Consider the following 24,141-nt stretch of genomic DNA (forward strand, 5'->3'; position numbering starts at 1 on the left):
TCCGTCGTCATGGACACACTCGCCCGCGTCACCGATCTCAGCCGCCGCTTCGGAGCCCGTCGGGCCTTGTGCGGTCTCGATCTCGAGCTGCGTCAGGGCGAGGTTTTGGGCCTGCTCGGACCGAACGGGGCCGGCAAGACGACCTGTCTGCGCCTGCTGAGTGGGACACTTGCGCCGAGCGGGGGCCGGGTCGAGATCCTGGACATCGATCTTGCGCGGTACCCGGTCGCGGCCAAGCGGCATCTGGGTTATCTGCCCGAGCGCCCGCCGCTCTATCCCGAGCTGCGCGTCGACGAGTATCTGCGCCACTGCGCCCGGTTGCATCGCATCCCGCGCGCCGATGTGGTCGATGCGGTGGATCGGGCGAAGCAGCGCTGCGGGCTCGACGCGGTCGGTCGCACACTCATCGCCAAACTCTCCAAAGGGTTTCGCCAGCGTCTCGGGATCGCCCAAGCGATCCTGCATCGCCCGAAGCTCCTGATCCTCGATGAGCCGTCCGAGGGACTCGATCCGGTGCAGATCCGCCAAGTCCGCGGCCTGATCCGTGAGTTGTCGCGCGACTGCGGGATCATCCTCTCGAGCCACATCCTGTCGGAGGTCCAGGCGGTCTGCGATCGTGTCCTGGTGCTCCATCAGGGCCGGATGCTGCGCAGCGACCACTTCGGCCCGCTCGGTCCGACCGCGCTCTGGCGGGTGCGTCTGCGCAGGAAGGGCGATTCCGGTGTCGGTTCCGGGGTCGAGCGACTTGAGCGCCTCGCCTGTGTCGAGGCCGCGGTTGCCCTGGACGAGGACCGCTTTCGGGTGATCCTGACCGAGAGAGCCGAGTCTGCCGATCTGGCCCGCCAGATCCTGACCGCGGGGTTGGATCTCTGCGAGCTGGGTCCGGAGCGCCCGGATTTGGAACGCGTTTTCTTCGATCTGATCGGCGCGGGAGGGACGGCATGATCGGCGTGATCGCGGGTCGCGAGCTGCGCAGTGCGCTGGTGTCGCCCTTGCCCTGGATTCTGCTCGGCGGCGGTCAGGTGGTGCTCGCCTGGATCTTTCTGAAGGTGGTCGACGACTTCACGGGTCTGGGGGCCGACGAGCGGGTCGCGAGTCTGACGCTGGAGCTGGCCCTGAACCTGTTCGGATTTGCTGCGGTGATCCTCATGCTCGCGGTGCCCCTGATGGCCATGCGGATGCTCAGCGGGGAGTTTCGCGACGGCAGCTTCGAGCTGGTGGCCGCCGCGCCGGTGCGCATCGGCGAGCTGGTGGCGGGGAAGTTTCTCGCATTGGCGATCCTGATGACGCCGCTGTGTCTGCTGCCGGTCATCAACATCGCGCTGCTCGCCGGCATCGCCGAGCTGGATCCGGGTCAGATCGCCGCCGCCACGCTCGGGCTCTGGCTGGTCGGGGTGATGTTCTGCGCCGTGGGGCTCTATGCCTCGAGCCTGAGCGCTCAAACGGGTGCGGCCGTAATTGCGGCCTTCGCGATCCTGCTGGTCCTGTCCGTCATCGGTCGGGTCGAGACGCTGGGTGCTCATGATCTCTCGCTCTTCGGCTGGCTCTCTTGGAACGAGCATCTCTTCTGGTTTCTGCTGGGTGCTGTGCGTTTGAGTGATCTGGCCTATTTGCTCGGGTTTACGGGTCTCTTTCTGGCACTGACCCACCGCCGACTCGCGAACCGGGTCTTGCGGTGAAAGGCATCCTGGCCCTCGCGACGGCGCAGCTCCGCCGGCTCAACCGCCCGCTCGCGGATGCGCTGTTTCTCGTCCTTCTGCTGGCTGTCCTGATCGCGGGCGGCTGGTTGGTTGCCCGCCATGACCGCTATTGGGATTGGACCGCCGTCGGCAGCAACAGCCTGACGCCCGAGAGTCTGGCCATCCTTGCTCGACTCGACGGCCCGCTGCGCGCGACCGTCTTTGCCGACCCGGCGAGTCCGCTCGGCAAGGGGATCGAGCGGCTGCTCGCGCGCTATCAACAGGCGCAGCCCGGCATGCTGATCGAGATCCTGGACCCGCAGCTCTTCCCGGAGCGCACGCGCGATGCGGAGGTGACGCTGATCGGCCAGATCCTGCTCGACCATCGCGGGCGACGCGAGACCCTCGCGGAGGTCAGCGAGCGTGCGATCAGTGCCGCCATCGCCCGGCTCGGCGCGAGCCGCGTCCCCTGGGTTGCCGTGGTCGAGGGTCACGGCGAGCGCGCCATCCATGGCGAGGCGGGTGCGGACCTGGGGCGCCTGGGTCGCGAGCTGTCCGACCGCGGATTTCTCGCTCGCCCGCTCGATCTCGGCCGGGTCGAGGAGGTGCCGATCAACACCCGGATCCTGGTCCTCTCCACGCCGCGCATCCCGCTCTTTCCGGGCGTGGTCGAGCGCCTGATCCAGTACCTGGATCGGGGCGGCAATCTGCTCTGGCTACTGGATCCCGGACCGCTCAACGGGCTTGAGCCCTTGGTCGACTCTCTGGGTCTGACGATACTGCCCGGCACGGTCGTCGATGCGGACGCCGCCGCCTTGGGTGTCGCGACCCCGGCCGTCGCGGTCATTGCCGAGTATCCGGACCACCCCTTCTCGGCAGCTCTAGATGTCCCGGCCCTGTTGCCAGGCAGCCTCGCCTTCGGGACCGAGCTCGCACCCGGATGGCTTCTGGATACCTATCTGGCGACCGGCGAGCGGAGCTGGAACGAGATCGGTCGGCTCGACGGCCTGATCGACCGCGACGAGGTCATCGGCGAGCAGCCCGGTCCGCTCCCCGTCGTCTTGGCCTTGAATCGCCCGATGCAGGAGGACGGTCGCGAGCAGCGCGTCCTAGTGGTCGGCGACGGTGATTTCGCGAGCAACGCCCAGATCGGCGCCTACGGGAATCGGGCGCTCGCGCTTGCCCTGCTGGCCTGGCTGAGTGACCCGGGCGACCTCACGGTGCTCCCGCCCGACCCGCGTGAGCCCGCTACGCTCGTTCTCGACGAGCAGCAACGGCTGCGTATCGGGCTGGGATCACTGGTCATCCTGCCCGGGCTCTTCCTCGTGATCGGGCTCGGCATCCGCTGGCTGCGCTGGAGGGGGACATGAGGTCGCGCTGGATCCTGAATCTGGTCCTGATCCTCGTCCTCTCGGCACTCGGCTGGGCGATCCGTCACGAGCTTGCCGTCACGCGCACGCCTCCGATATTGGCCGGCTCGGGCACACCCGAGCCACACCTGATCGAGATCGCCCGCGAGGGCGAGCCGACCATTGCGCTCGAGCGCCTCGTTTCCGGGTGGCGGATGCGCTCTCCCTGGGACGTCGACGCGGACCCGGACCGCGTCGCTGCCTTGTTGGCAATCCGCGATGCGCCGCTCCTGCGCAGCGTACCGGCGCAGGCCGTTGCACTCGATGCGCTGGGTCTGGACCCGGTCAAGCTGCGTCTGCGCCTGGACACGACCGACATCGCCATCGGCGGGCTGGACCCGATCGAGCAATGGCGCTATGTCGCGAGTGACCACCTGGTCCACCTCATCCCGGACCGCTTCCAGCATCTGCTGATCGCGCCGCCGATCGACTATGTGGCGCGCAGGCCGCTCCCGCGCGATCCCGCGCCGGTCTTCGCCACGCGCGATACCGTCCCGCTGAGCGGCGAAACCTTGGCCCGGCTCGGGGACCTGGTCGCGGAGAGGATCGAGCCCTTGATCGGCGAGCCGACCGGCGATTTGCTCGAGCTGAGTGCATCGGACGGGACGCGGGTGCGCTATCGGGTATCGGAGGACGGTCGACGTTTGACACGACCGGATCTGAGGCTCACCTACGTGCTCGGCGAGGCGCCCGAGCTGATCGAGGATCCGAGCGCGATCGACCCGACGCCGCCGGTCTCGCTTGCGGTGCCCTTTGCCGATCCGGATGCCGACCCGGACGCCGCGCCGATCGACGCCGTTTGGCCGGAGTCCCCCTTGAGTCCGGGGTCGGATGTCTTTGCCCCGGATCCAGCGACGCTCACCTACGGGGACCCCGAGTGGCGCGAATCGCCGGGCACCTTGGATTCGCTGATGGACCCGGACGCCCCGCTCTCCGGCGAGCTCCCGCTCGGCTCGCCACCCGAGGTTCGGCTGCGTCCGCATGATGTGATTCGCGAGGAGGTGCTGACTCGGGACGATGTCGAGCAGGAGGGTTTCGGGGTCGAGGAGGGCCGAGACCTCCCCGAAGGCTTCGGTCTGGATCCCTTCGCCCCGGATCCTGTCGATGCCGATCCCGGAGCGCCGGATCCCGATCCGCCGATTGGGCAACCCTGATGCCCGAGCTTCCGGAGGTCGAGACCACGCTCCGCGGCATCCGCCCATGCCTGGAGGGCGCTCGCATCGAGCGTCTGATCGTGCGCGAACCGAGGCTGCGCCGGCCGATCCCGCCCGAGACCGCCGAGCGCGTGGCCGGTCAGGCCGTGCGGTCCTTGTCGAGACGCAGCAAATATCTCTTGATCGGATTGGATCAGGGCAGTTTGCTCATCCATCTGGGGATGTCCGGCAGCCTGCGGGTCGTCCCTGCGGACAGCCCGCCGAAGAAGCACGACCACCTCGACCTAGTGCTGGCGGATCGGCGTTGTCTTCGGTTTCACGACCCGCGCCGTTTCGGTCTTTTTCTGTGGCTCCCGGAGACGCCCGAGCTTGCCGAGAGCCGTCATCCGTTGCTGCGCGACCTGGGCCCCGAGCCGCTGGGGACGGCGTTCGACGGCGACCACCTCCATCGTCTGAGCCGAGAACGGCGGGTCGCCGTGAAGATCTTCCTGATGGACGCCTCGGTGGTGGTTGGGGTCGGGAACATCTATGCGAACGAGTCGCTCTTTCTGGCCGGCATCTATCCCGCTCGCGCCTGCCATCGCATCGGCCTGGAGCGCTACCGTCGTCTCGCCGAGGTCATCCGCGGCGTGCTCGAAGACTCCATCACACAGGGTGGCACCACCCTGCGCGACTTCGTCCAGGAGAACGGCAACCCCGGCTATTTCGCCCAATCGCTGCGGGTCTACGGCCGCACCGGCGAGCCCTGCGTCGTCTGCGGTGCGCCCATTCGCCAGCGGCGCATCGGACAACGCTCGAGCTTTTATTGCGTGCATTGCCAACACTGATTCGATCGCGGTGATGCTTCTGTGATAGGCCGACGATGCCCAATCGATCTTGGATCCGGTCGATATCGCTCGGCGCAGCGGATCAGGACGCGGCTTTAAGCGTGTCAAGCGACAACCGCTCCAACGGCTCGGGCCGCCCGAAGAAATAGCCCTGATACGCATGGCAGCCTTGAATGGCAAGCCAGTCGCGCTGCTCGGCGGTCTCCACGCCCTCGGCGATCACCGACAGCTCCAGCGTCCTGCCGAGGGCGATGATGGTTCGGGCGATCGCCGCCGCGTTCGTGTCCGTCAGGACGTCCAGGACAAAGGTGCGGTCGATCTTGAGCTGGTCGAAGGGGAGACGTTTCAGGTACGACAGGGACGAGTAGCCGGTGCCGAAGTCGTCGAGCGCGAATCCGACGCCGCGGGTCTTCAGGGCGATCATCTTGTCGACGGTGTCCTCGACGTCTTCGAGCAAGAGGCTCTCGGTGATCTCGAGCTTGAGTCGGCAAGGATCGGCGCCAGTGAGTTGGAGACAGGCCAAGACCTGGTCGACGAAGTCGGCCTGGCGAAACTGACGTGCACTGATGTTCACGGCCAGGGTGAGCCGGGCGGTTTCGGTCCGAGCGGACCAGACCGCCAACTGCATGCAAGCGGTCTGAAGAACCCAGTGTCCGATGGGAAGAATCAGTCCGCTTTGCTCCGCGAGCGGGATGAAGGCTGCCGGTGGAATCAAACAACCCTGCTGGTCCTGCCAGCGCAGCAGACATTCTGCGCCGATGACTGCGCCGTCGCGATCGACCTGGATCTGGTAGTAGAGCAGGAACTGCTCGTCGCGCAAGCCGCGACGCAGTTGCGCCTCGAGGGTCGCGCGGGCGCTGACCTCCGACTGCATGCTTGGGTCGAAGAAACGCATGGTGTTGCGTCCGGCGCCCTTGGCCCGGTACATCGCCATGTCGCTTTGCTTCATCAACTCTTCGACACGCATCGGCTGCTGATCGAAGAGGGTGATCCCGATGCTGGCCGCGCTGTAGTGGGTCTGCCCCTCCAGGTCGTACGGCTGGCGAAGCGCGCCGAGAAGCCCATTGCCGAGCGTTTCGGCTTGCTGCGCCGCCTCCAGCGGGTTTGGGCTCAGATGCTCGATCATCACCACGAACTCGTCGCCGCCGAGCCGGGCGAGCGTGTCGGACTCGCGAATTCGCTCCGTCAGACGCAGCGCCACCTGCTGCAGCAGCCGATCGCCTTGGTCGTGACCCAGGGTGTCGTTGAGTGTCTTGAAGTCGTCCAGATCGATGTAGAAGAGCGCCCCGCAGTCGCCGTGGCGGCGACTGCTCGCGAGGGCCAGATTCAGTCGGTCGAGCAGGAGACGGCGGTTGGGCAGACGTGTGAGGGGGTCGAAGAAGGCCAGCTCGCGGATCTCCTCCTCGGCGGCCTTGCGTTGAGTGATGTCCGACAGGGTCCCGACATAGTGTGTGATCCTGCCGTCGGGGCCGGGAACGGCCGTGACCGTGAGCCATTCGGGATAGATCTCGCCGCCTTTACGACGGTTCCAGACCTCGCCTTGCCAGGAGCCGGTCTCCAGGATGCTTGTCCACATCGCCCTGTAGAACTCGGCGTCTTGGCGTCCGGACTTGAGCAGGCGGGGGGTCTGACCGACCGCCTCCTCGGCGCTGTAGCCGGTGATCTGCGTGAAGGCGCCGTTGACCCGCAGGATGACCCCTGCGGCGTCGGCGACGACCATGCCCTCTTGGGCCTCGAAGGCGATCGCGGCAACGCGCAGCTGCTCGCGAGTTTCCTTCTGCTCGGTGACGTCGCGTGCGATCCCCTGGAAGCCGACGATCACCCCATTCTCGTCGCGAAACGGCATGGCGCTGGAGGCGTGCCAACGCCAGGTGCCGTCCGCGTGACGGACGCGGTACTCGATGTCCCGACGCATTTCTCCCATGTCGACGACACTGCGGAAGGAATCCTCGCAGATGTGCAGGTCGTCGGGATGGACGTAGGTCGAGAAGTGCGTCGCCAGGGTCTCGTCGACTGAAAACCCCATCAGTCGCGACCAGCTCGGCGAGACGAAGATGAAGCTGCCGTCGGTCGAGAAGAGATAGATGATGTCGTAGCTGTGGTCGAGTAGGAACCGGTACTTTTCCTCGGAGCGCTTGATCGCCGCCTCGGCCCCTTTGCGTGCGCCGATATCGCGCGCCACCATCTGCAGGAGCGTCGAGCCCTCGATCTGCACCGAGGTGAGCAGCACCTCGACCTCGACCGGATCGCCGGTATCTCGGCGGCGCAAACACCACTCGAAGCCGCTGTTCTCACCCGAATGCCCCGTCGGCGGAGCGGGCGCGAGGACATCGGTACCGGGTGGCAATGGAGTCGTCGACAGGTCGCTCGGCTGTTTACCGAACAGCGCTTCGCGATTGCAGCCGAGCAGGCGCAGCGCGGCGGGATTACAGTCGAACAGACCACGGTCATCATCGAACAGCATCACCGCATCCGTGGTCGCCTCGAACAGGGTCCGGTACTTCGAGGTTGCGATGCGCTCCAAGTCGGCCTTCGCATCACGCAAGGCGGACTCGCGGTGCCCGAGCGCGTCCGCCATGCGGTTGAAGGAGACGGCCAGGCGGCCGATCTCGTCGTCGCCGGTGTCGTCGAGACGTCGACCGAGATCCCCGGCGGCGATCGCCCGCGCGGCGGCATCCAGTTGCCCGAGTCGACGGCTGGCCCAGACGGCGAGCGGGATGATGATGAGCAAGAGCACACCCAGCCCGATCATGCCGCTTTGCAGGCTCTGCTGGATCAGAGCCTGCCGCGTTTCGGCGAAGATGTCGGTTGAGATACCGACATGGAGGGTGCCGTAGGTTTGGCCGACGAGCTGCAGCGGGATGGCCCTCTCCCACAGGGCCACGTCATCCGACACCGGATGATGGTCTTGATCTCCGCCGGCGGGAGACGGCGATGCGTGTGGATGGGTGTGCTCGGCGAGTCGGTGTCCCCGCGCGTCGTCGACCTTGAGATAACGCACCTCCGGCAGATGGCCGAACCGGTCGAGCGATTCCTGCAGGGCGGCGATGTCGCGCTGCACGAGCAACGGGGTCAAGGACTCGCTCAGGAGTGCGGTCAGGACGGTCAGTCGCGTCTCGTGCAGCTGGGTCAGGGCGGCGTTGCTCAGACGCTGGTTGTCGTGGACGACCCAGGCGATCAGAGCGGCCTGGGTCAGCAGGATCACCAAGCCGAATCGCAAGCCGATCGGGACGCGCGCGAGAAGACTCCTCATGGCGCAGCCAAGACCTTTCGCGTCGCGGGTACGAAGGGGTCGATCGCCGCTCGGTCCGCCTCGGTGACCTCGCGCAACCCGCCGTGTCCCAGGGTCTGCATCATGGCGCGACCTGCCGGGGTGTCATTGGCGAAGTGAAGGATCTCGCGTGTGAGAAAGGCGCGGCTCGCGCCACCGCTACCGGGTCCGGTCTGGTAGACGATCGAGGGAATCCCGCCGAGATTCGCGCCGTCGGCGAGGATTCGCAGACGTGCGCGCACGTCCTCGTCGAGGGTCGTAAAGGCCCGGTTGGAGACGATGGCCGCCCGGATCGACTCGTCGCCGAGCAACCGTTTCAAGGCGTTGTTGTGGGTGTCGGCCGTCGGCATCTCGACCTCCGTCGACGGCGTCAGGCCCGCATCCCTGAGCATCCGATGGCCCATCAGGGTGATAAGCGCCAGAGGATCCGGGGTCACGACCCTGGTGCCCCGCAGATCCGCAACCTCGGCGACGGGATCCTCGGCCCGGACAATCAACAGTGCGTAGAGAGGATTGGTGGTCTGCAGGATCGACCCGTAACCGGAATCCACCTCAGCGAGCCGTGCCATATGGGCGGCATTGAGGACGAGCAGATCGTTGCCTTGCGCCACTGCAGCGATAAAGCTCCGATAATCGGGGGACGTGACGATCCGGACAGGCCGATCCAGGCTCTCTTGGAGATGCCGGCGTAGGGGCTCGTAGAGGGTCAGGAGGCGCTCGGTACTGAGGTAGGGGAGCACCGGGATCTCGATATCCGGACCCGGAGCGGCCACGACCGCTGCCGCACAGGCGACGATCAACCAGCCGATACCTTGAATCAATGTCCTCATCGGTTTCTTTCTTGCCATGCTCGTCGACCTAAACCGCGTCCAGAGCGAGATGCTCATTTTCGAGTGAGCACGACGTTTAGTGCATCCACAGCCCTTAGCGGGGACGCGGTTTAAAATTTTATAGTTTTTAACATTTTAAACCGCGCCGACTCCAGCGGTCGTCAAGTCTGCCGGAGCCGATCCCATCCAAAAACATCGCATACCGCGCTAGGCGCGGTTTAAATCCGAATCTCACCACCTGCGCCTTGTCCCTGGCGTCATCCGCAGTGCTTTGAGGGGTCGCCGGCTGGGTTCAATCGGCGTGCCGCACGCTGCGTGGCTATTCTAGTCCGACTCCGCACCAATCGGGCATTGCCTATAATCTCGGCCCGACCATGGTCGGCGGCTCGAAGACAGGGCCCATCTCCCCCATCTGCCTCCCATGGATGCCTTCAGCCCCGCTACCCGCCGCTGGTTCGCGCAGAACTTCGACGCACCGACCGAGGTCCAGGTCCGCGGCTGGGCCGTCATCGCGTCGGGCCGGCACGCCCTGATCACGGCACCGACCGGCAGCGGCAAGACGCTTGCGGCCTTCCTCTGGGCGATCGATCGGCTGATGCAGGGCGTGCCGATCGCCGACACCGAGGCCGCTCCCGCCGGCATCCAGGTGCTTTACGTCTCGCCGCTCAAGGCACTGGTCTACGACATCGAGCGCAACCTGCGTGCCCCGCTCGCGGGGATCGCCCGCGCCGCGGAGGCGATGGGCGCGCCGGTGCGCCTTCCGCGGGTCGGCATTCGCACCGGCGATACCCCGGCGAAGGAGCGGCAGCAGCAGCTTAAAGAGCCGCCCGAGATCCTGGTAACCACGCCCGAATCACTGTACCTGCTGCTCGGCTCCAAGGCGGCGGCTAACCTGGCCGGTGTCCACACACTCATCATCGACGAGGTGCACGCACTCGCGCCGACCAAGCGGGGCGCCCATCTGGCGCTGTCGCTGGAGCGCCTGGCCGAGCGCTGCGCGGGTGATCCGCAACGGCTCGGGCTCTCGGCGACAGTCCGCCCGCTGGCCGAGGCCGCGCTCTATCTCGGCGGCGATCGACCGGTCGAGATCGTCGATGCCGCCGCCCCGCCGAAGCTGGACCTGCGCGTTCAGATCCCGGTGCCCGACATGGAGCGCCCGCCCGAGGCCGTCGCGCCTGAGCTCGAAGGCGGCTCCATCCTCGGCGAGCTTTATCGCCAAGCAAGGCCCCAAGCCCCCGCCGAGAAGGGCCTGTGGTCGGCCATCCATCCGGCCATCCTCGCCGAGATCCGCGCACATCGCTCGACCATCGTCTTCGTCAACAGCCGTGGCCTCTGCGAGCGACTCTGCCAGCGGCTGAACGCGCTGGCCGGGGCGGACCCCGACTCGGACCCCGAATCGGACTCAGCCCCGGACGTCCTAGCCAATGAGAACCGGCCCGAGCTGGTCCGCGCCCACCACGGCAGTGTCAGTCTCGAGCAGCGCACCCAAATCGAAGAGGGGCTCAAACGCGGCGACCTCAAGGCCATCGTCGCCACCAGCTCGCTGGAGATGGGCATCGACATGGGCGGCGTCGATCAGGTGCTGCTGGTCGAGTCGCCCGGCTCGGTGGCGCGCGGACTGCAGCGGGTCGGGCGTGCCGGGCACGGGGTCGGGCAGGTCAGCACCGGGCGCATTTTTCCGAAGTTCCGCGGCGATCTGCTGGAGTGTGCCGTCATCGGTGCACGCATGCTCACCGGCGAGCTGGAGCCCTTCCGGATGCCGCGCAACGCACTCGATGTGCTGGCCCAGCAGATCGCGGCGCACTGTGTCGAGACCGAGCGGTCGGTAGCGGATCTCCATCGTCTGGTAGCACGCGCCGGCCCCTATCGCGAGCTGTCTCGCTCGGCGTTGGAGGCGGTGCTGGATATGCTCTCGGGCCGCTATCCGTCGAGCGACTTCGCCGACCTCAAGCCCCTCCTGGTGTGGGATCGTACCGCGGATACGCTCGGCGTGCGCAAGGGCACTGCTATGATCACCCGCCTGAACGCCGGCACCATCCCGGATCGCGGCAACTTTGCGGTGCATCTCGGCGAGGAGGGGCCGCGGATCGGCGAGCTGGATGAGGAGATGGTCTTCGAGACCAAGGCGGGCGACTGCGTCCTGCTCGGCGCCTCGACCTGGCGGGTCGATGCCATCACGCGCGACCGGGTGCTGGTCTCGCCGGCACCCGGCGAGCCCGGCAAGCTGCCCTTCTGGCGCGGCGACGGTCCGGGACGACCGGTCGAGCTGGGTCGGGCGGTCGGCGCCTTCACGCGCGCGGTCGCGGCCATCCCGGCGGAGCGTGCCGCCGCTTGGATTCGTGAGCAGACCCCGCTGGACGCGCTCGCGGCGTCGAACCTGGCCGCCTACATCCAGGATCAGCGCACCGCGACCGGCCAGGTCCCGAGCGACCGCACCATCCTCATCGAGCGCTTTCGCGACGAGCTGGGCGACTGGCGCATCTGCATCCTCACCCCGTTCGGCGCCCGCATCCATGCCCCCTGGGCCATGGCCCTGCAATGGCATCTGGGACGCCGCGAAGGCTTCGAGATCCAGGTCATGTATACCGACGACGGCATCGTGCTGCGCTTCGCGGACGGCGAGGCGCTGCCGGAGCTAACCGACCTGCTGCCCGAACCCGATGAGCTGGACGAGCGTGTCACCGAGCAGCTTGCCGACACCGCGCTCTTCGCGTCGCTCTTTCGCGAGAACGCTGCCCGCGCGCTGCTCCTGCCGCGTCGCTCGGCGAAAGGCCGACAGCCGCTTTGGGCGCAGCGGCTCAAGGCGCAGAATCTGCTCGCGGTGGTCCGTCGCTATCCGGCCTTTCCGATCGTACTCGAGACCTATCGACAGGCTCTCGGCGATGTCTTCGATCTCGCCGGTCTCAAAGACGTCTTGACCGGCATCCGCAACCGCTCGATCCGCGTCCACGAGGTCGAGACCCGCAGTGCCTCGCCCTTCGCGCGCTCGCTGGTCTTCGCCTATGTGGCCGCCTACATCTACGAGCAGGACGCCCCGCTGGCCGAGCGCCGCGCCCAGGCGCTCACGCTGGATCGCGGTCTCCTCGCCGAGCTGCTGGGACAGGCGGAGCTGCGCGAGCTGATCGATCCGGCCGTGCTCGATGACCTGGAGCACGAGCTTCAACACACCGCCGATGGGCGCAAGGCGCGCGATGCCGACGAGCTGCATGACCTGCTGCGACGGCTCGGCGATCTTTCCTCCTCGGAGCTGGACGAGCGTTCCGAGGGGGATCCCGCGCCCTGGCTCGCCACCTTGACCGAGCAGCGCCGGGCGGTTGCGCTGCGGTTCATGGACGGACCGCGCTGGATCGCGGCCGAGGATGCCGGTCTCTATCGCGACGCCTTGGGTCTGGTCCCGCCGCCCGGCTTGCCCGACGCCTTTCTGGTGTCCGCGGATGCGCCGCTGGAGCATCTGCTGCACCGCTATGCCCGCACGCACGGCCCATTCCCGACACGCGACCCAGCCGCACGCTACGGTCTGAGGGCGACCCAGCTCGAACCCGTCCTGGGTCTCTTGGAAACTCGCGACGAGCTGATCCGCGGCGAGATCCGACCGCTCGGCAGCGAGCCCGAATGGTGCGATCCCGAGGTCCTGCGCCGCCTGCGCCGCCGCACCCTGGCCAAGGCGCGCGATGCGGTCGCCCCGGTCGATGCGGCGACCCTGGGTCGGTTCCTGCCCGCCTGGCACGGCATCGGCGAGGAGATCAAGGGGCCTGATCGCCTGATGGATGCCCTGCTCCAGCTCGAAGGCCTGACGGTGACCTGGTCCCAGCTCGATCGCGTGCTCCTGCCGGTCCGGGTGCCGGGCTACCGCTCGGAGGATCTGGACATGCTTGCGGCGACCGGGCAGATCGTCTGGGTCGGACGCGGTGCGGCAGGGCCTAAGGACGGGCGGATCGCGGTTTATCGGCGGGGGAGTCCCGAGCTGGGTGTCTCCGACGAGGAGCCGAGTCGGTCGGATCAGTCAAGCGCACCCACCGACGCATCCTCGGCGCCGGTCGTGGATGCGGCAACGCGCGACACCGCGGCAGATGTTTCCGCCGTCCGCCGGATCCTGCTCGATCACCTGCGCACCCGCGGGGCCTCCTTCTTGATGGAGCTGATGCAGGCCCTCGAACGCGCCGGCCTGAAGCTCGGCAAGGACGCCTTCGAGTCCGCGCTCTGGGATCTGGTCTGGGCAGGCGAGATCACCAACGACACCTTCGCGCCCCTGCGGGCGCTCGGCGGCACGCGTGCACCCAAGCGCGGTCGCGGAACCGTCTTGGCCGGCGGACGCTGGTCGCGCGTGGCCGATCTGCGCATCGAGGCGAGCGACACCGAGCGCCTGCTCGCCCGCGCCCGCATCCTGCTCGAACGCTACGGGGTCGTCAGCCGCGAGGCGGTACAGGCCGAGGGCATCCCGGGAGGCTTCGGTCCGCTCTATCGGCTCTTCAAACAGATGGAAGAGGGCGGTCAGGTCCGCCGAGGGTATTTCGTCGAGGGGCTCTCCGGCGCCCAGTTCGCCCTGAACGGCGCGATCGATCGGCTGCGCAGCGCCCGGATCGAGGAGACCCCGATCGAGGGTTTCGGCGCGGACGCGGTCCGGATCCTCGCCGCAATCGACCCGGCCAATCCCTACGGCGCGCTGCTGCCCTGGCCGGACCTCGGCGGCGGTTCGCCACCCAAACGCATCAACGGCGCCTATGTGATCCTGGTCGCCGGCAAGCCGGTGCTCTATCTCGGCTCGGCCGGGCGCCAATTGACGCGGTTTCCCAGCTCGATCAGCGAAGAGGGCGGGGAGTTGGCGCTTGCGCTCGCCGCCCTGCATCGCGTCCCGCAGCGCGGCCGCAAGCGGCTTGTCATTCAACAGATCGACGGCCTCCCGGCACTCGAATCGCCGCTGCGCGAGGGCCTGCTTCATGCAGGCTTTGAATCTGACTACGACACGCTCGTCCCGGCGCGTGGTTACGCGACCGGCATCGGTCGAGACCCCAACGCCGTCGCCTGTGCGGGACCTCGCCACTGACGCACCGACGTCATTTCTTCCCGTACGTCCGGTCGTGGTCCGGTGCAATCGTCAACAGACGGATGAACTCGCCATCCCGGTAGGCCGTGGCTCGACGCGACCGAGTCACCCTGAGCGAATAGATGGCAGGCACGCCGGATGGTGGACGAACGCTGACGATTTTTTCCCACTTTAAGCCGGCGTCTCGGTACACCTGTTCCCAGGTCAGCTTGCGTATCTTGTCCAGGGTATCGAGCACCGCCAACCGATCGGGCTTTTGCAAGCTCAACAGGTTGTCGAGGAAAACGGGGTTATTGAGGTCAAGCCGAACATTGGCCTCGCGCTCAGCCATCCTTCCTGATCTCGCTCAACACTGCATCTAAGTGGGTGTCGTCGGGTGCATTGGCCTCTGCCCATGCCAGCGCGCTTTCGATGTCGGCAGAGGCCCGCGGTCGGTGTGCCCAGCGTTCGTTGTCGGGGATCACCGTGACGGTTCGTACCAGCCAAACGCCGGGTTCTTGTTCTTCTACGAGGACTTGTCTCCCAGCAAACTGCTTGCCGAGAGAGATCTGCCCATTTGCGCCGATGAGCTTGAGGCTCGTTTGGGTTCTCGATGTCCGCATGGTGAATTCCTCACGCACGAATGCACGATTGCACTCTAGCACGAAAACAAGTCTGCTCAGTGCTGGGCCCGCCGGAATCGCCCGCATCTCCGACGCATACTGATCGGCGCTCAGCCGGATGGGCAGGTGCAGCATGCCTCCCCCCGATCGGCATGACGCCCTGGACGCTGGCCGCGTCGAGCTTTGCAGTGTCCGATCCATGATCTCGGCGACCCGGAACTTGCCTGGGGTTCGGCTTTGGACGTCGAGACAGACAAAATGCTCGGGCGCCGCAGCATGCTCGCTATATGTCCGCTTAGGCGATTTCCGCAAACTTCCATACCCGTAGGTTGTGCTGACGATAGGAAGCACAACTTGCGCCGACGGTTGGTTGTGCCTCGCACGGCTCGGCACAACCTACGCCCTTGGCATGAAGGTTTCCGGAAATCGCCTTAGGTCCCACCGTGGCTCGCGTCGTGTCCGGCGCCACCCCCCATTTTGTGCACACGCGCCCCGGCGATACACTGGCCGCGATTCCGACAACCGGGGCCAAGGACCGGACATGGATACAGCACCGCGAAGTCCGCCCAGAGATCCCCCTGGCTCGGGATCAAGCTCGCCAAGGGCATCCTGGTCGTCGACGCCACCAGCGCCGAGCCTGGCTTGCCCAGTGAGGTGGCCGTCCCGCTCGACGAAGACCACATCTCCATCTGCAAGCCCGCCTCCTGCGACGCCCAGCTCTACTCCGTCGTCGCCGAGATCGACAAGGGCCTGTCCGGTACGCAGTACCTCGTCCTCTGCTATTCGTCCGCCGGGCCATCGGACTGGACTGACCGCGAGTGGCATTCGACCCTGCACCGTCAGCTGAGCGGGCACCCCGTAAAGATCCTACCTGCGCGCTTAAGCGGCGGAGGTCCCCCGGCCATCCTCGCCGACATCAAGTATGCCGACTTGGTGGCGCATTGGGACCAAGGGGTCAAGGACCTGCTCAGGGCCATCCGATGACGACCAGGGTACTGATCGCACACGCTACTGGCGAGGCCGAACAGGCGGAGCGGCTCTCCGGACCCGTTTGCGACGCGGGCTACGAGGTCGCTCATGAGGGTACCCTGTTGGTCGGCGTCACGATGGAGACAAGAACCGCGTGTCCGTCGGCGAGCGCCTCGGGGCGGTGCGCCGACTGGTTCTGCTTGGGGACCCAGGAGCGGGCAAGAGCACCCTGCTGCGCTGGCTCGCGACCGCCTACCTGCTGCGGCTGCAACAGGCGCCGGACTGGGCGGACCTGCCGGACGTGGCGAGCCTGCCCGACGCGGACTGGCTGCCGATCCTGATCCGTTGCCGTGACCTGCCGCCCGAGGCCGACACCCTGGACGACATGCTCCAGCACAGCCTGCGCCGCAGCGAAGTACCCGGGGAGCAGTGCGAGCCGTTGCGCCGGCTGCTGCGCGACAAGCTTGAGCGCGGCGACGCCCTGCTGCTCATCGACGGACTTGACGAGATCACGGAGCCCGGTGCTCGGGTGCGCTTCGCCAGTCACCTGGAGACCATCCACCGCGCATTCGACGGCGCGCCGATGGTCGTCACATCGTGAATCGTTGGCTATCGCGAGATGGGCTACCGCATCCGCGGTGGATTCGAGCACCTGACCGTCGCCGACCTGTCCCGCGAGGACAAGGACGCATTCGCCCGCCGCTGGTGCGCCCTGACCGAGCGCCCCGACCGCCGCGAGGCCGCGGCAAGCGAGCTGATCCGCGAAATCCACTCCAGCGACCGCATCGAGCGCCTGACCGGCAACCCCATGCTCCTGACGAACATGGCCCTGATCAAACGCAAGATCGGGCGCCTGCCCCAGCGCCGGGTGGACCTCTACGAGAAGGCCGTCGAGGTGCTGCTGAACTGGCGAAGCCAGGTGGACGCCGCTCTGGACCCGCGAGATGCCCTGCCGCAGCTCGAGTACCTGGCCGGCATCGCGCTGGTGCAGGGCCACTACCGGGACCGATCAAAGGGTCTGGCCGAGGCGATTGCGCCACTCGCCGGGCAGGTGGGGCACAGTAATTTTCCGAGGTGGGATACAGGTGATTTCGCTGTCGCGGAGAACTGGCGTGAGGCCCTGCGCCTTTGCCTCGCCGCCTGCGGCGACGACATGGTGGAGGCCGCGTTGCTCGCGATCCTGCACCCATTGCCATGCGAGGTCGGAACCGCCCGTCCCCGGGCTGTCATGGCCGGACTCTGCCTCGCCGATGAGCCGAATGTCGGCGAGGCGGCGGCAGAGGAGGTTCTGGGGGTGTTGGTTGCGGTGGTCGGCGAAACGGACGGCGGTGAGCCTGTGGGCTCAAGCCTGGACGCTGCCGTGATGGAGCTGGCCCGATCGCGCTGGTCGGCACCGCTCGGCAACCGTCTACTCGAGCCTGGATCAGCGCGTGATGGATCGGCCGGGCGGTAGGATAGCTGACCCTGAGCTCGCGCTTCAGCGCCGGGGCCGAGAGCACGGTCTTGGCTTTGCCGATGAGCTGCCGCGCAGCACGCTGCAGGCAGTGCTCAGGTCTGCCGCAGCTCGGGCAGCGAAATCCTTTAGGCCAGCGCGTGCGCTCCGGCGCCGCCGCTCATTGTGCCTCGGTGCCGAGCTGTTGGACGTGTTGGAGCAACGACATCCTTGCTGGAACTGGTCCGATTCATGGCCATGGCTGGCTCCGTCGGGTGGTGGACCTTCGAGCAGTCTGCGCGGCCGGTGGCTTATCTCCGTGAGCCTGGCGGAAGGAGACATCTAATCGGGTAGGCCCTGGCGGCTTCGGGTTCGATCAACATCACGTTCGGCATCACGCAGCACCCGCTCGATGTCTCGCTCATTAAACGGGCCACCCAAAACCCAAAGAGCTCGTGACATCCGCTCCGCGGTGTCACGCATGTCCCTGGCGCTCTGCGCCACGTGCCACGATGGACGGAGTTGCGAGCAAGGCCCGCCCGCATCTCCGACCCGAGCAACACCCGGCCATAGCGTCCGCCGTCGCCTTAGCCGTATGATTCAAACGTATTCCCGTGCCTGGAGACCCGCAATGGCTATTGCACACCCGATCGAGGGGACCGCGTTTCGGATGGACGGGCTGCCGCCGAAGGAGCAATTGCCCACGCAATTCGATTTGCCGAGCGAAGACCCGGAGGAGCCCGGTTTGCCGGACGAATTTCACGTCTACCAACCTCAACTGCTGCGCGAGACCTTCCGGCCGGCCGCCTGCGACTCGGATCAGGTCTTCATCGGCGCGGACATCAACCTCTACTACGACCCGCGCAATCCGCTGTGGCACACGCGTCCGGACTGGTTCGCCGTGCTCGGAAGCGCGCGGGCGCTTCGCGTACAGGATCTGCGCTTCAGCTATGTGGTCTGGCAGGAGGAGATTGCGCCCTATTTGGTCGTGGAGCTGCTGTCGCCGGGGACCGAGGACGAGGATCTCGGCCGTCGCCTCTGGGATCTGGACAAGACCCCCGGCAAGTGGGTGGTCTACGAGCGTATCCTCAAGATCCCCTACTATGTGGTCTACAGTCGGCACACGGGCGAGCTTCAAGCCTTTGGGCGGGTGTCCTCGCGATATCGACCGATCGTCCTGCAGGAGGATCGGCTGTGGTTGCCCGAGGCCGGCATCGGTCTCGGGCTGTGGGAAGGGCGTTTTGCCGGTTGCGAGGGACGCTGGCTACGCTGTTTCGACGCCGAGGGGAGCTGGCTCCCGACGGTGGCCGAACAGCGTGATCGGGAGCACGAGCGCGCGGAACAGGATGGCCAACGGGCCGAGCAGGAACGCCGGCGTGCCGAGCGACTCGCGGAGCGCCTCCGGGCCATGGGCGTCGATCCCGAGGTGGAAGATTGACGCCGTCCCTCCGGCGCTTAGGCCGCCGGAGCCGCCTGCATCTTCGACGCATACTGATCGGCGTTCAGCCCGGGCAGCAGGTGCATCTGGATCAGCTGGCCGACAAGCTGCGCGAGCCGCGTGTGCGCCGGGTTATCGAGCCGATGTTAGCCGGCACCGCCTTGAGCGGGGTGCCCGAGGACGTTGTTTTTGGATGGGATCGGCCCCGGCAGACTTGATGGTCGCTGCAGTCGGCGCGGTTTAAGATATTGAAAAATATATTATTAAAACGCGTCCCCGCTAAGGGCTGTGGATGCACCAAACGTCGAGCTCACTCGAAAATGACGCATGTCGCTCTGGACTCGATTTAATCGTTGTCGTTGTCGTTGTCGTTGTCGTTGTCGTTGTCGGAATCGTAATCGACAACGACAACGACAACTGTGGCAAAGGTATTCTCCCGTCGGCCGATTCTCATGCCGGGGTCTAAAACTGCCGCATCTTGATGTTGAGTGTCTGAATCCGGTAGGCGATCTGGCGCGGTGTCATGTTGAGCAGTCGGGCGGCCTTGGCTTGGACCCAGCCGGCCTCTTCCAACGCCGCGATAACACGCTCGCGCTCGTCGAGGTCGGGGTCGTTGAAGTCGATCGTGGAGGTCTTTGCGGGCGTGCTTGGAAGTGGCTCGCTCGCGAGTGCGGCCACGTTCAGGCCGGTCAGCTCGATCACGTCGCGATCGATGGTCCCCTGCGCGCTCATGACCGCAGCGCGCTCCATGCAGTTTTCGAGCTCGCGAACATTGCCGGGCCAGTCGTGCCGCATCAGGATCCGCAGGGCGCTGTCGGTGATCGAGAGCTCGCGTGCCTGCATGCGCGAGACCTTGTCCACGAGAAAGCGGGCGAGGTCGGGGATGTCTTCGATGCGCTCGCGCAGGGCCGGCATTCGGATGGGCATGACATTCAAGCGATAGTAGAGATCCTCGCGGAATTCGCCGGCGCGCACCTCGGCCTCGAGGTCGCGGTTGGTCGCTGCGATCACCCGCACATCGACCTTGAGCGTGCGACCGCCACCGACCCGCTCGAACTCGCCCTCCTGCAACACACGTAACAGCTTGGCCTGGAAGGCGGGCGTGATCTCGCCGATCTCGTCGAGAAAGAGGGTGCCGCCGTCGGCCTGCTCGAAACGGCCCTTGCGCTGGCTGATGGCGCCGGTGAAGGCGCCCTTTTCATGGCCGAAGAGCTCGGATTCCAGCAGATTGTCGGGCAGGGCCGCGCAGTTGAGCTTGATGAAGGCGGCGCGTGCGCGCGGCGAATTGTAATGGATGGCGTTGGCGATCAACTCCTTGCCGGTGCCTGATTCGCCCCGAATCAGGACCGTCGTGTTCCATTTCGCGACCTGGCGCACCTGATCGAAGACCAGTCGCATGGCGTCCGTGCGCCCGATGATGCTGTCGAAGCCGTGGGTGCCTTTGACCTCGCGGCGAAGCTTGTCGCGCTCCTCGCGTAAGGCTTGCTGCTCGGCCTCGACGGTCCGGGCGAGACGGACCGCCTGACCGATCAGGTTGGCGACCATCTCCAGGAAGCGCGCACGTTCCTCGAGCAGTCCGTCGGCCACGGGCGGCTGGGCCGCGAAGACGCCGATCGCACCCCCTTCTCCGAGTCGGATCGGCACACCGATGAAGGGCAGGTCCGGATCGTAGAGCCCGAGTCGATCGAGGAAGCGCGGCTCGTCGCCGATGCGCGGCAGGATCCACGGCCGATTGCGGGAGAGGATGCTGCCGATCACGCCCTCGCCGGGCTGATAAGCGATCCGGTCGGCGGCCTGCTGGTCGTCGGTATGGAGCGCGCTGATCAGCAGCTCGCCGCGATCCTCGCTCAGGAGACTGACCATTCCGTGTCGAAGGCGTCCGCGCTCGTGCAGGACGCCGAGCACCGCGCGCAGGGTCTGGCGCAGATCGAGCGAACGGCTGAGCACCGAGCTCACCTCGAAGAGGGCGCCCAGTTGGGATTCGAGCAGATCCAACCGGCAGGCCTGCTCGGCGCTGCCGGGGACGGGATGGTCGGCATTCATGAGGGTTCGTGCAAGCTCAGTCGTCGGCGGAGACGGCCGTCAGTGACAAGCGAATTCGGCAGCCATCGGTCATCATCGGGTCGACCTCGATACTGCCTCCGTGGGCGTTGACGATCTCTTGACTGAGGGCGAGACCCATACCGGCCCTGCCGCGACGGTTGCGCCAACCGATGTAGAAGGGCTCGAACACGCGATAGCGGTCCGCGGACGGGATTCCCGGACCCTTGTCTTCGATCTCGACCTCGACGGCCTCGTCGACCCGGCGGGTGGTCAGGCGCAGCTCGCGGTGCGCGCGGCTGGATTCGCAAAGTGCCTGAATGGCATTGTCGATCAGGTGCTTGAACAAGGCGCGCAGTTGGTTCTTGTGGCCCGGCAGCTCGGGAAGGACATGCGCCGGGCGCCAATCGACCACGATCCCCGTGGCCAAGAGGCGGTCGGTCTCCAACTCCAGAACCTGGCGCAGGAGCTCGTTGACGTTGACCATGACCCCGGCCTCGCGTGGCTCCTCGGGCAGCGCCGAGGTCAGGGTCGCGAGCGCCTTGGCCCCCGAGACGCTGATCTGGTCGAGCATCCCGGCGAGCGTGTCGACGTTGCCGGCGCCGCCGCGCACCATGGCTGCGGCGGCATTGATGACATTGAGCGGGACCTGAATCTGATAGATGGCCGCGGCGAGCGCCTCGCGCATCCCGTGCATCAGCTGTTGCTCGGCAAGCCTGGCGCGCAGGTTTTCCAGATGGGCGCGCTCGATCTCGCGCCGCCGTGCGGTGACCTCGCTGGCCAGGAGCAGAAGGCGCCGGTCACCCGGGGCCTGACGACCGAAATAGGTCCGAGCACTGGCGTCGGTCTCTTCGACCGGTGTCCCGGAGCAGGCGAACCAGCGTGGCCCCATCGAGCCCGGAATCTCGATGCCGATCTCGACATCCTTGAAACCGCGCCCCTCCAAACAGGCCGCGAAGGCATCCACGCCGAGCTGATCGCTGACCGCCGCGCGCAGGACATCGGCCGGCTCCTTGCCGCGCAGGTCGCCGAGCAGCTTCTTGTACTCTTGATTGTCCAGGATGATCCGGCCCTTGCTGTCGAGCAGGACGACGATCACTGGGGCCGCATCCAGAACGGTCTCGATACGGGCCTTCTGTTGACGCAACGCCCCCTCGAGCTCGTGGACCTTGGTCGCGTCGCGATGCATCCCGAGGAAGTACTGCAGATCCCCGTCGCGATCCAGAACCGGTGAAATGATTAGCTCGGCCAGATAGTCGCGCCCTGACTTCGTGCGGTTGACCAGAGTGCCGGTCCAGGTCTCCTTGCGCTGGATGGTCCGCCACATCTGCTGGTAGACGGTTTGAGGCGTCGCATTGCTCGAGAGGATCGACTCGTTCATGCCCAGAACCTCCTTGCGGCTGTATCCGGTCAAGGTTTCGAAGGCACGATTCGCATAGAGGATCGCCGCTTTGTTGTCCGTAATGGAGATGGCCACGGGCGACTGCTCGACCGCCTCGAAGAAGAGGCGAGGGGGCAGCGGATCCAACGCATTGCCGCCCATCAGTGTCAGTGCCTCCACGACCTCGATCGGGGTTCCGTCGGGCGGCGAGGCCAGAAACTCGCCGAGTGCGTTGATGACCTGCTGGACGGTGTCCGGGGCTTCTCGGACCGGCACGGCGCTCTCCTGAATTCGGACTCGGATTGGGTCAGCTGAAAAAGCAATGTTGATGCCGTCGGGCATCAAGTGGCTCAGGCGGTTTAGGCTGGACCGCCGATCGATCCCGGTCGGCCGCTCCACCTCGATACCCTTGTGAGTTTTACGACATTTGCCTCGCAGTGCAACATGGATTTCTGTTGCCACCGCGACAGCGCTGATTTCTGCAATCGTCCGGCGGGCATGCCGGCGACCGGGTCGACGCAGTCTCAAGTCGCTGAGCGCTCCCCGATAGCGGCCCGGTGATGGCGCCTCCGCGGCGCCTGCGGCTATCCGCAGCGAGCTCCCTGCGTCGCAGGCCCCGACACATGGCACTGCATTTGCTGCAGGCCATACATCAAGGTCGCGATCCAAGGGCGTTCTCTCGATGGGCGAGTATGTCATGTTGATTCTCGGCACGGCGTTGGTCAACAACGTGGTGCTGGTCAAGTTCCTCGGACTCTGTCCCTTTATGGGGGTGTCGAACAAGCTCGATTCGGCCCTGGGTATGGGCTTGGCCACGACTTTTGTTCTAACCCTGGCCGCGGTCGCGAGCTGGCTGCTTGAGTTCTTTGTCCTCCAGCCACTGGATATCGGTTTCCTGCGGATTCTGACCTTTATCCTGGTCATCGCTGCGGTTGTGCAGTTTACCGAAATGGCGGTGCGTAAGCTCTCGCCGGCACTGTATCAGGTGTTGGGGATCTTTCTCCCGCTCATCACGACAAATTGCGCCGTGCTCGGCGTGGCCCTGTTGAACGTCCAAGAGGAGAACGGTTTCCTCGAAAGCGTCCTCTACGGTTTTGGCTCCGCGCTCGGCTTCACGCTGGTCATGTTGCTGTTCGCCGGGATGCGTGAACGCCTGGCGCTTGCACAGGTGCCGGCGGCCTTTGCAGGCGTGCCGATTGCCTTTATCGCGGCCGGGCTGCTCTCGCTGGCGTTTATGGGCTTCGCGGGGCTTGCATGAAACTCCGGAGCGCGACCGGTGCGACAGGCATGGATGGAGGACGCGCTCGATCTTTTGATCGGTCAATGGCCGTCGCAGGGCGCGTTCCGGAGGATGAAGAATCGATGGATGAGGCTCGCTGCTCGGGCGCGACGCTTTTCGAGACGGATGCCGACGGGTTCGGGCCGGGTTTCGGAAGGCATCGGGTCGGCAGTTCCCCGGCCGCCATCGGCATGACGAATTCTTAATCGAGATCACAATACGATGATTGCCGCGATCTTCAGCCTTACGACTCTCGGTTTGATCTTAGGCTGGCTCCTGGGTCTTGCCTCGCGTTACTTGAAGGTCGAGGGCAACCCGCTCGCCGAGCGGGTTGTCGAGCTGCTGCCCGGTTCCCAGTGCGGTCAGTGCGGTTATCCCGGATGTACACCGGCGGCCGAGGCGATCGCTTCGGGCGCGGCATCGGTGACCATCTGTCCGCCGGGCGGTCGCGCCCTGGCTGAGGAGCTTGCGGGTGTGCTCGGCGTCAGCGTCGACCTGTCCGGTGTCGCCGACAAGGCGCCGGCGATTGCGCATATCCACGAGAACCTCTGCATCGGCTGCTGCAAATGCTTCAAGCGCTGTCCGACCGACGCGATCATGGGGGCCAACAACATGATCCATAGCGTCTTCGCCGACGCCTGTACCGGCTGCGAGCTCTGCTTCGACGTCTGCCCGACCGAGTGCATCGAGATGCGTCCGGTCACGCCGACCCTGCAGACCTGGTACTGGTCGAAGCCGAGCGCCCTGGCGGCCTGAAGCGGGGCGGGGAGCCGTCGGGGTTCGGGG

At 66.1% G+C, this 24,141-nt stretch carries 18 protein-coding genes; 12 read left to right on the top strand and 6 right to left on the bottom strand.

Annotated features, from left to right (window positions below; genetic code table 11):
- The first annotated feature begins 9 nt into the window (after window positions 1-9).
- From AADX97_RS18025 to mutM, 5 genes are read left to right on the top strand one after another with little or no spacing between them, the layout of a single operon-like run.
- Window positions 10-945, top strand: coding sequence for an ABC transporter ATP-binding protein (locus tag AADX97_RS18025; protein WP_374234871.1), 936 nt, complete (start codon window positions 10-12; stop codon window positions 943-945).
- Window positions 942-1,679: an ABC transporter permease gene (locus AADX97_RS18030; protein ID WP_374234870.1), complete on the top strand. Its 738-nt coding sequence runs from the start codon at window positions 942-944 to the stop codon at window positions 1,677-1,679. The genes AADX97_RS18025 and AADX97_RS18030 overlap by 4 nt, the downstream gene beginning before the upstream one ends.
- On the top strand, window positions 1,676-3,049 hold the full coding sequence (locus tag AADX97_RS18035) for a GldG family protein (protein ID WP_374234869.1): 1,374 nt from the start codon (window positions 1,676-1,678) through the stop codon (window positions 3,047-3,049). Before AADX97_RS18030 ends, AADX97_RS18035 begins: the two co-directional genes overlap by 4 nt.
- Entirely contained in the window at window positions 3,046-4,242 is a 1,197-nt protein-coding gene (locus AADX97_RS18040; RefSeq protein ID WP_374234868.1) for a hypothetical protein, read from the top strand. The genes AADX97_RS18035 and AADX97_RS18040 overlap by 4 nt, the downstream gene beginning before the upstream one ends.
- The gene (gene mutM, locus AADX97_RS18045; RefSeq protein WP_374234867.1) at window positions 4,242-5,069 is read left to right on the top strand and encodes a bifunctional DNA-formamidopyrimidine glycosylase/DNA-(apurinic or apyrimidinic site) lyase; all 828 of its coding nucleotides are present in this window, start codon (window positions 4,242-4,244) and stop codon (window positions 5,067-5,069) included. Before AADX97_RS18040 ends, mutM begins: the two co-directional genes overlap by 1 nt.
- Before the next feature lie 82 nt (window positions 5,070-5,151).
- Here the strand turns inward: mutM and AADX97_RS18050 are convergent, their stop codons facing one another.
- The gene (locus tag AADX97_RS18050) at window positions 5,152-8,322 is read right to left on the bottom strand and encodes an EAL domain-containing protein (protein ID WP_374234866.1); all 3,171 of its coding nucleotides are present in this window, start codon (window positions 8,320-8,322) and stop codon (window positions 5,152-5,154) included.
- Window positions 8,319-9,170 (bottom strand): phosphate/phosphite/phosphonate ABC transporter substrate-binding protein, encoded by an 852-nt coding sequence (locus tag AADX97_RS18055; protein ID WP_374234865.1) that lies wholly within the window; start codon window positions 9,168-9,170, stop codon window positions 8,319-8,321. Before AADX97_RS18055 ends, AADX97_RS18050 begins: the two co-directional genes overlap by 4 nt.
- A 421-nt stretch (window positions 9,171-9,591) precedes the next feature.
- On the opposite strand from AADX97_RS18055, the gene AADX97_RS18060 reads away from it, so the two are divergent.
- On the top strand, window positions 9,592-14,214 hold the full coding sequence (locus AADX97_RS18060; protein ID WP_374234864.1) for a DNA glycosylase AlkZ-like family protein: 4,623 nt from the start codon (window positions 9,592-9,594) through the stop codon (window positions 14,212-14,214).
- A gap of 10 nt (window positions 14,215-14,224) precedes the next feature.
- Here AADX97_RS18060 and AADX97_RS18065 read toward each other — a convergent pair whose 3' ends face one another.
- Together AADX97_RS18065 and AADX97_RS18070 are read right to left on the bottom strand one after the other, a co-directional pair.
- Window positions 14,225-14,545, bottom strand: a complete 321-nt coding sequence (locus AADX97_RS18065) for a hypothetical protein (protein ID WP_374234863.1) — start codon at window positions 14,543-14,545, stop codon at window positions 14,225-14,227.
- The gene (locus AADX97_RS18070; RefSeq protein WP_374234862.1) at window positions 14,538-14,951 is read right to left on the bottom strand and encodes a hypothetical protein; all 414 of its coding nucleotides are present in this window, start codon (window positions 14,949-14,951) and stop codon (window positions 14,538-14,540) included. Before AADX97_RS18070 ends, AADX97_RS18065 begins: the two co-directional genes overlap by 8 nt.
- A gap of 507 nt (window positions 14,952-15,458) precedes the next feature.
- Between AADX97_RS18070 and AADX97_RS18075 the strand changes: the two genes are divergently transcribed.
- The 4 genes from AADX97_RS18075 to AADX97_RS18090 all read left to right on the top strand — a co-directional run bounded on the left by AADX97_RS18075 (window position 15,459) and on the right by AADX97_RS18090 (window position 18,655).
- Window positions 15,459-15,800 (top strand): TIR domain-containing protein, encoded by a 342-nt coding sequence (locus AADX97_RS18075; protein WP_374234861.1) that lies wholly within the window; start codon window positions 15,459-15,461, stop codon window positions 15,798-15,800.
- Window positions 15,801-15,939: 139 nt separating this feature from the next.
- Window positions 15,940-16,386: an NACHT domain-containing NTPase gene (locus AADX97_RS18080; protein WP_374234860.1), complete on the top strand. Its 447-nt coding sequence runs from the start codon at window positions 15,940-15,942 to the stop codon at window positions 16,384-16,386.
- Window positions 16,387-16,404: 18 nt separating this feature from the next.
- Entirely contained in the window at window positions 16,405-17,238 is an 834-nt protein-coding gene (locus AADX97_RS18085; RefSeq protein WP_374234859.1) for a hypothetical protein, read from the top strand.
- A gap of 610 nt (window positions 17,239-17,848) precedes the next feature.
- Window positions 17,849-18,655, top strand: coding sequence for a Uma2 family endonuclease (locus AADX97_RS18090; protein WP_374234858.1), 807 nt, complete (start codon window positions 17,849-17,851; stop codon window positions 18,653-18,655).
- 462 nt (window positions 18,656-19,117) lie between these two features.
- Here AADX97_RS18090 and nifA read toward each other — a convergent pair whose 3' ends face one another.
- Together nifA and nifL are read right to left on the bottom strand one after the other, a co-directional pair.
- A complete protein-coding gene (gene nifA / locus AADX97_RS18095; RefSeq protein ID WP_374234857.1) occupies window positions 19,118-20,698 on the bottom strand; it encodes a nif-specific transcriptional activator NifA in 1,581 nt (526 codons plus the stop codon).
- A 16-nt stretch (window positions 20,699-20,714) separates the two neighbouring features.
- Entirely contained in the window at window positions 20,715-22,352 is a 1,638-nt protein-coding gene (gene nifL / locus AADX97_RS18100) for a nitrogen fixation negative regulator NifL (RefSeq protein WP_374234856.1), read from the bottom strand.
- Between the two features lie 406 nt (window positions 22,353-22,758).
- Here nifL and rsxA point away from each other — a divergent pair, with 406 nt between their 5' ends.
- Both rsxA and rsxB read left to right on the top strand, forming a co-directional pair.
- Window positions 22,759-23,334 carry an electron transport complex subunit RsxA gene (rsxA, locus tag AADX97_RS18105; protein ID WP_374234855.1) on the top strand — a complete coding sequence of 192 codons (576 nt, stop codon included), beginning with the start codon at window positions 22,759-22,761 and terminating at the stop codon, window positions 23,332-23,334.
- 243 nt (window positions 23,335-23,577) lie between these two features.
- Window positions 23,578-24,111: an electron transport complex subunit RsxB gene (gene rsxB / locus AADX97_RS18110; RefSeq protein WP_374234854.1), complete on the top strand. Its 534-nt coding sequence runs from the start codon at window positions 23,578-23,580 to the stop codon at window positions 24,109-24,111.
- The last annotated feature ends 30 nt before the right edge of the window (window positions 24,112-24,141 follow it).

The sequence above is a fragment of the Thiocapsa sp. C2-2m genome (assembly GCF_041903745.1).
Lineage (GTDB): Bacteria > Pseudomonadota > Gammaproteobacteria > Chromatiales > Chromatiaceae > Thiocapsa > Thiocapsa roseilacustris.

Bases quoted from the DNA above. Each gene is read 5' to 3' on its own strand.
- AADX97_RS18060 (WP_374234864.1), top strand. From the start codon at position 9,592: ATGGATGCCTTCAGCCCCGCTACCCGCCGCTGGTTCGCGCAGAACTTC.
- AADX97_RS18070 (WP_374234862.1), bottom strand. From the start codon at position 14,951: ATGCTGCACCTGCCCATCCGGCTGAGCGCCGATCAGTATGCGTCGGAG.
- nifA (WP_374234857.1), bottom strand. From the start codon at position 20,698: ATGAATGCCGACCATCCCGTCCCCGGCAGCGCCGAGCAGGCCTGCCGG.
- mutM (WP_374234867.1), top strand. From the start codon at position 4,242: ATGCCCGAGCTTCCGGAGGTCGAGACCACGCTCCGCGGCATCCGCCCA.
- rsxA (WP_374234855.1), top strand. From the start codon at position 22,759: ATGGGCGAGTATGTCATGTTGATTCTCGGCACGGCGTTGGTCAACAAC.
- AADX97_RS18065 (WP_374234863.1), bottom strand. From the start codon at position 14,545: ATGGCTGAGCGCGAGGCCAATGTTCGGCTTGACCTCAATAACCCCGTT.
- AADX97_RS18050 (WP_374234866.1), bottom strand. From the start codon at position 8,322: ATGAGGAGTCTTCTCGCGCGCGTCCCGATCGGCTTGCGATTCGGCTTG.
- AADX97_RS18025 (WP_374234871.1), top strand. From the start codon at position 10: ATGGACACACTCGCCCGCGTCACCGATCTCAGCCGCCGCTTCGGAGCC.
- AADX97_RS18030 (WP_374234870.1), top strand. From the start codon at position 942: ATGATCGGCGTGATCGCGGGTCGCGAGCTGCGCAGTGCGCTGGTGTCG.
- AADX97_RS18040 (WP_374234868.1), top strand. From the start codon at position 3,046: ATGAGGTCGCGCTGGATCCTGAATCTGGTCCTGATCCTCGTCCTCTCG.
- AADX97_RS18055 (WP_374234865.1), bottom strand. From the start codon at position 9,170: ATGAGGACATTGATTCAAGGTATCGGCTGGTTGATCGTCGCCTGTGCG.
- AADX97_RS18085 (WP_374234859.1), top strand. From the start codon at position 16,405: ATGGGCTACCGCATCCGCGGTGGATTCGAGCACCTGACCGTCGCCGAC.
- rsxB (WP_374234854.1), top strand. From the start codon at position 23,578: ATGATTGCCGCGATCTTCAGCCTTACGACTCTCGGTTTGATCTTAGGC.
- AADX97_RS18090 (WP_374234858.1), top strand. From the start codon at position 17,849: ATGGCTATTGCACACCCGATCGAGGGGACCGCGTTTCGGATGGACGGG.